This window comes from Acidimicrobiia bacterium (assembly GCA_016650365.1).
Classification (GTDB): Bacteria; Actinomycetota; Acidimicrobiia; order Spongiisociales; family JAENVV01; genus JAENVV01.
Map to the genome: position 1 here is coordinate 1 of JAENVV010000142.1, position 4,398 is coordinate 4,398.

General features: G+C 59.3%; 6 protein-coding genes. 4 read left to right on the top strand and 2 right to left on the bottom strand.

Annotation, left to right across the window (positions count from 1 at the left end):
- The coding region (locus tag JJE47_08525; protein MBK5267466.1) for a DUF885 domain-containing protein at positions 1-1,355 on the top strand (1,355 nt) is incomplete at its 5' end.
- A gap of 18 nt (positions 1,356-1,373) precedes the next feature.
- On the opposite strand, the gene JJE47_08530 is transcribed toward JJE47_08525, so the two are convergent.
- A complete protein-coding gene (locus JJE47_08530; protein ID MBK5267467.1) occupies positions 1,374-1,964 on the bottom strand; it encodes a class I SAM-dependent methyltransferase in 591 nt (196 codons plus the stop codon).
- Between the two features lie 29 nt (positions 1,965-1,993).
- Here JJE47_08530 and JJE47_08535 point away from each other — a divergent pair, with 29 nt between their 5' ends.
- From JJE47_08535 to JJE47_08545, 3 genes are all read left to right on the top strand, one after another.
- The gene (locus JJE47_08535) at positions 1,994-2,335 is read left to right on the top strand and encodes a hypothetical protein (GenBank protein MBK5267468.1); all 342 of its coding nucleotides are present in this window, start codon (positions 1,994-1,996) and stop codon (positions 2,333-2,335) included.
- A 76-nt stretch (positions 2,336-2,411) separates the two neighbouring features.
- Positions 2,412-3,236, top strand: coding sequence for an amino acid ABC transporter substrate-binding protein (locus JJE47_08540; protein ID MBK5267469.1), 825 nt, complete (start codon positions 2,412-2,414; stop codon positions 3,234-3,236).
- Positions 3,237-3,310: 74 nt separating this feature from the next.
- On the top strand, positions 3,311-4,219 hold the full coding sequence (locus JJE47_08545) for an amino acid ABC transporter permease (GenBank protein MBK5267470.1): 909 nt from the start codon (positions 3,311-3,313) through the stop codon (positions 4,217-4,219).
- On the opposite strand, the gene JJE47_08550 is transcribed toward JJE47_08545, so the two are convergent.
- Positions 4,220-4,398 (bottom strand): hypothetical protein (locus JJE47_08550; protein ID MBK5267471.1); only part of this gene is annotated, 179 nt, incomplete at its 5' end.

Below are 4,398 nucleotides of genomic sequence, written 5' to 3' on the forward strand. Positions count from 1 at the left end.
AAATGGGGGTGGTTTCGTGGCTCTTGCCCGGCCTGACGGTCCAGCCACTGGTCACTGCCGACCATGGTGATCGGTACCTCGCGAAAATTGGGGCGTTCCCGAAGTTCGTCACTCAGTTGATCGATCGCTTGCGGGAAGGATCCGTTTCAGGGAGGGTCCCTTTGGCGCGACACGCAGCCGATACCGCGGCCCGCTTGACGGCCTTGTTGGCTGCCCGGGATGAACCGTTTGCACAGCAAGCTGCCCCACTCGAGTTCGATCCGTCCGATGCGGTTGCGTGGAAGAGGGACCTCGCCAGGCTCATCGAGTCGCACTTGAAACCAGCTCTCCAACTACTGGTCGAAGAACTCATCAACACAACCGTTCCCGCCGGACGTCCGGACGATCGGCCAGGGCTGGTTCACCTCACCGGGGGCATCGAGCTGTACCGGCGCCTTGTCAAAGCCCACACGACGCTCGACGTTACGCCTGAACATGTCCATGCGGTTGGCCTCGAGCAGGTTGCCAGGTTGGAAGCCGAATACGGGCAACTGGCCGGACCACTGCTCGGGGTGACAGACATCGACGACATCTACGAACGGCTCCGCACCGATGACTCGCTGCACCATCACGACGCCGGGTCGATCATCGCCGACGCGCTTCGAGCATTCGAGAAGGCCAAAGCGGCGATGGGCGACTGGTTTGGCACCCTGCCCAAGGCCGATTGCCTTGCCAGCGCTACCGAGGTCGGGGCGCTCGCCTACTACCGCACTCCCAGTGAGGACGGGACCCAACCCGGCCACTTCTTCTTTAACACATCCGAACCGACGATGTGGGCCACCTTCCAGGTGGCAGCGATCGCCTATCACGAGGGAATTCCCGGGCATCATTTGCAGCTGGCGCTCGGGATGGAAAACGACCTTGTGCACCCACTGCATCGTCACCTGTACCTGCCGGGCTTTGGCGAGGGGTGGGGTTTGTACACAGAACGACTTGCCGACGAGATGGGCCTGTACGAGGACGACTGGGAACGGGTTGGCATGCTCTTTGCCGATTCCTTGCGGGCCTGCCGCCTGGTCGTCGATACGGGGATGCACGCCCTCGGATGGACCCGTCAACAGGCCATCGACTACATGGTCGAGCACTCTCCCATGGCGGTCTATGAGATCGAACAAGAGATTGATCGGTATATCGGGGCGCCCGGCCAGGCGACCAGCTACATGATGGGCCGACTCGAGATCGACTCGATTCGGGCCGAAGCAGAGCAACGACTCGGAGAGAGATTCGACATCAAGGCGTTTCACGACGCGTTGCTGAGCAACGGGACCGTACCGCTTCCGGTTCTGAAGACCATCGTTACCGCCCGGCTTCCCTAACCGAAGAGGTCAGCCAGGTTAGAAACCGGGGTCACCATTGCAGGCAACAATCCGTTCGATGGCGAAGAGCTCGCCGGGTTGATCGGCCTCCTCGATCGACTCTGAGTAATGAATGATTCGAAGGTCCGCAAACGCCCTGAGATATTCGCCCGGTTCGAGCCGGAAGTCATCGGTGGGGGGACCCGCAACCGTTAGGTGGGTTCTGAAGTGATGCTCGGCGATGAGCCAGCCATCTGGTTTCAGCGCCGTGACCAGTTTGGGCCAGAGCCGTTCGCTCCGGAACCGGAAGTTCGTGATGAGGTCATAGGCGTTTCGTCCGATTTCCTGAGTGTCGAGATCCGCGACTTGCCAGTCGATCGTCAGGCCTCGTTCGGTGGCCGTCTTGTGGCCCATTGAGATAGCCGTTTCGGAAATATCGATTCCCACCGTCTCGAAACCCGCCTCGGCTAGGGCAAGAGTATTGCGACCTGCCCCACACGCCACGTCGAGGGCCCGTCCAATCGGGACCCGGGGCAGCCACTCGGCCAGAAACGGTGAGGTCCAGTCTCGCTGCTGATATCCGCCCGAGGAGTACCGATGTTCCCACTTCGTTTCTTCGTCTCTTGCCACAGCTGGAGTGTACGCCGAGTCGCTGATCGGTGGCCGCCGAATTGGCCGACCTACCCGACGATGCGTTCCGCCAGAAGTATGACCTCAGTATTCGGATGGATACGATCCGTGCCGCGCTCCCCGCAGTCCACAATGATTGTTGGACGGACGGTGGGCGATATGGAGATCGAGCTGCGCGAACACTGCCGTCATCTCGCCAAATCATGACAACTTCGGCGATCGCGATTACGCCGATGTCAGATCGCGCTGATGGCTCGGGCAACCCGGCCCACGTCGTGCTTCGCCAGCAACTACTTCATAGCGGCGACTGGACCCGGGCTCGGATCGGTGAGTTGGAGTCGGCGACTGACCGGGTGAAGGCAGGCGACTGAACCCACACGGTGTGCAGTTTTCCTCTGCGCTCGGTAATGTCTTGAGTGCCCAGAGGGCAAAACTCGGAGGAGAAATATGAAACAATCCAAATTTGTCGCCGTGTCACTGCTGTTCGCCTTTGTACTCGCAGCATGTGGTGGTACGTCGACCGACACAACCGCTGCCGCCGGCGGCGGAGAGTTCGATCTCGGCGGTCGTGAGGTGACTGTCGGAGTAGAGAACGCATATCTGCCGTACAACTACGTCCTGGCTGGCGAGACCGAAGGTCAGGGTTGGGATTACGACATGTGGCGAGCGATCTGTGACTTGATCAATTGCACGCCTGTCTTCGTTGAGTCCGGGTGGCCGGCCGTTATCGACCAGGTCGCTCAGGGTGAGCTCGATACGGCAGCCGATGGCATTTCGATCACCGATGACCGCAAAGAGATTGTCGACTACTCAGACGCCTACATGACGGTTATCCAGAAGTTCATCGTTCAGATCGATGATGACCGGTATGCCGATAAGGACGCGCTGATCGCCAGTGATGCGATTATCGCGACGCAGTCTGGAACAACGAACTACGAGTTGGCGATCACGTTGGTTGATGAGAGTCGTATCAGCGCTTACGAGAGCTTTCCGCAGGCAGTTCAGGCGCTGATTGCCGGTGATGTGGATGCGGTCATCATCGACGATTCGGCCGGGCTCGGCTATATCGGGGCCAACGCTGAAGTGATGAAGACACTCGACGGTGACCTGCAGTCCGACCCACTTGGGTTCATTTATCCCAAGGGCTCTGACCTGATCGACCCGGTCAACGCTGCCATCAAAACGCTGAAGGCCAATGGCACGTTTGACGACATCGGGCGCAAGTTCTTCGGTGAAGGCTTCGCGGTCACCTACGACGATATTGAGGGCTGAGCCAGACGCCGCAGCCGCTGAGTAGATAAGATGCGCCGGGCACGTCCGGCGCATCTTCTATTTGAGGAGTAATCGTGGATAAGAATCCCGCCAAGGAACCTGCTTCGCCAGGCCCGTCGGCGGTGATCGAATTTGACTCGCACGACTTTCCCTGGTGGTTGGTTGGGATGATCGCCATCATCGTTGGTATGGGTGCTGCCGTGGTCCTCAACCCGAGATACAACGAAGCCTTTCGCAACATCTTCCCGTGGCCACTGATCGAAGACGTCGTAGTTGACGACGTAGCCGTCGGCAGCGCCTTCGTGTGGGGGAGGGGCATCGTCATCACCCTGGTGTTAACGCTTGCGTCATTTGTGATCGCCACCGTCCTCGGCCTGCTGATCGGCTTGGGCCGGATATCCGGACTGTCAGATGCAGACCAGGGGAACCGGTCAGTCATCAAGTCGGCCATTCGCAACGTTTCTCAGCTGTACATCGAGTTGATTCGGGGGATTCCGATGCTCGTGTTCATCTTCGTGGTGGCCCAGGTTCTGGCTCCCGATTTCGCCGACCTGATCCACATTGAGAGCCGATCGATCAGCCCGATCATCCGGATGATTGCGGCTTTGTCACTCTTTTATGCGGCCTTCATCGCCGAGGTTTTTCGAGCTGGTATTCAATCGGTTCCTGTCGGCCAGCTTGAGGCCGGTCGAGCGGTTGGCCTATCGGAAGGGGCGATCATGCGAAGAGTTGTCCTACCGCAAGCCATCCGCAACATGCTGCCGGCGCTGGGCAACGACCTCATCTCGCTCATGAAGGACACGTCTTTGGCGTCGGTTCTGGCAGTCCGGGAGATCACCCAGATGGCCCGCCTTTACACCGGCTCGACGTTCCGGTTCAGGGAAGGCTTCTTCGTACTCGTGGTGATTTACGTCACCCTCACCCTGTCACTCAGCCTATTGCTCCGCTGGTACGAAAAGCGCATCGCCATTCCCGGCCGCTGATTAGCGATCGGCCGGGTTCCAGGTGACCGGGACGACTCCTGTGAGTGCGTCGATCATCTTTCGTTCATAGCGATTGGGTCGTTTCCCAAGGCCGAGCATCGGCATACGGTGTTCAACTCCATCCTTCATGATCAGCATGACGGGATTGACCCAGGAGCCCTCGGTGACCTCGATCCGTT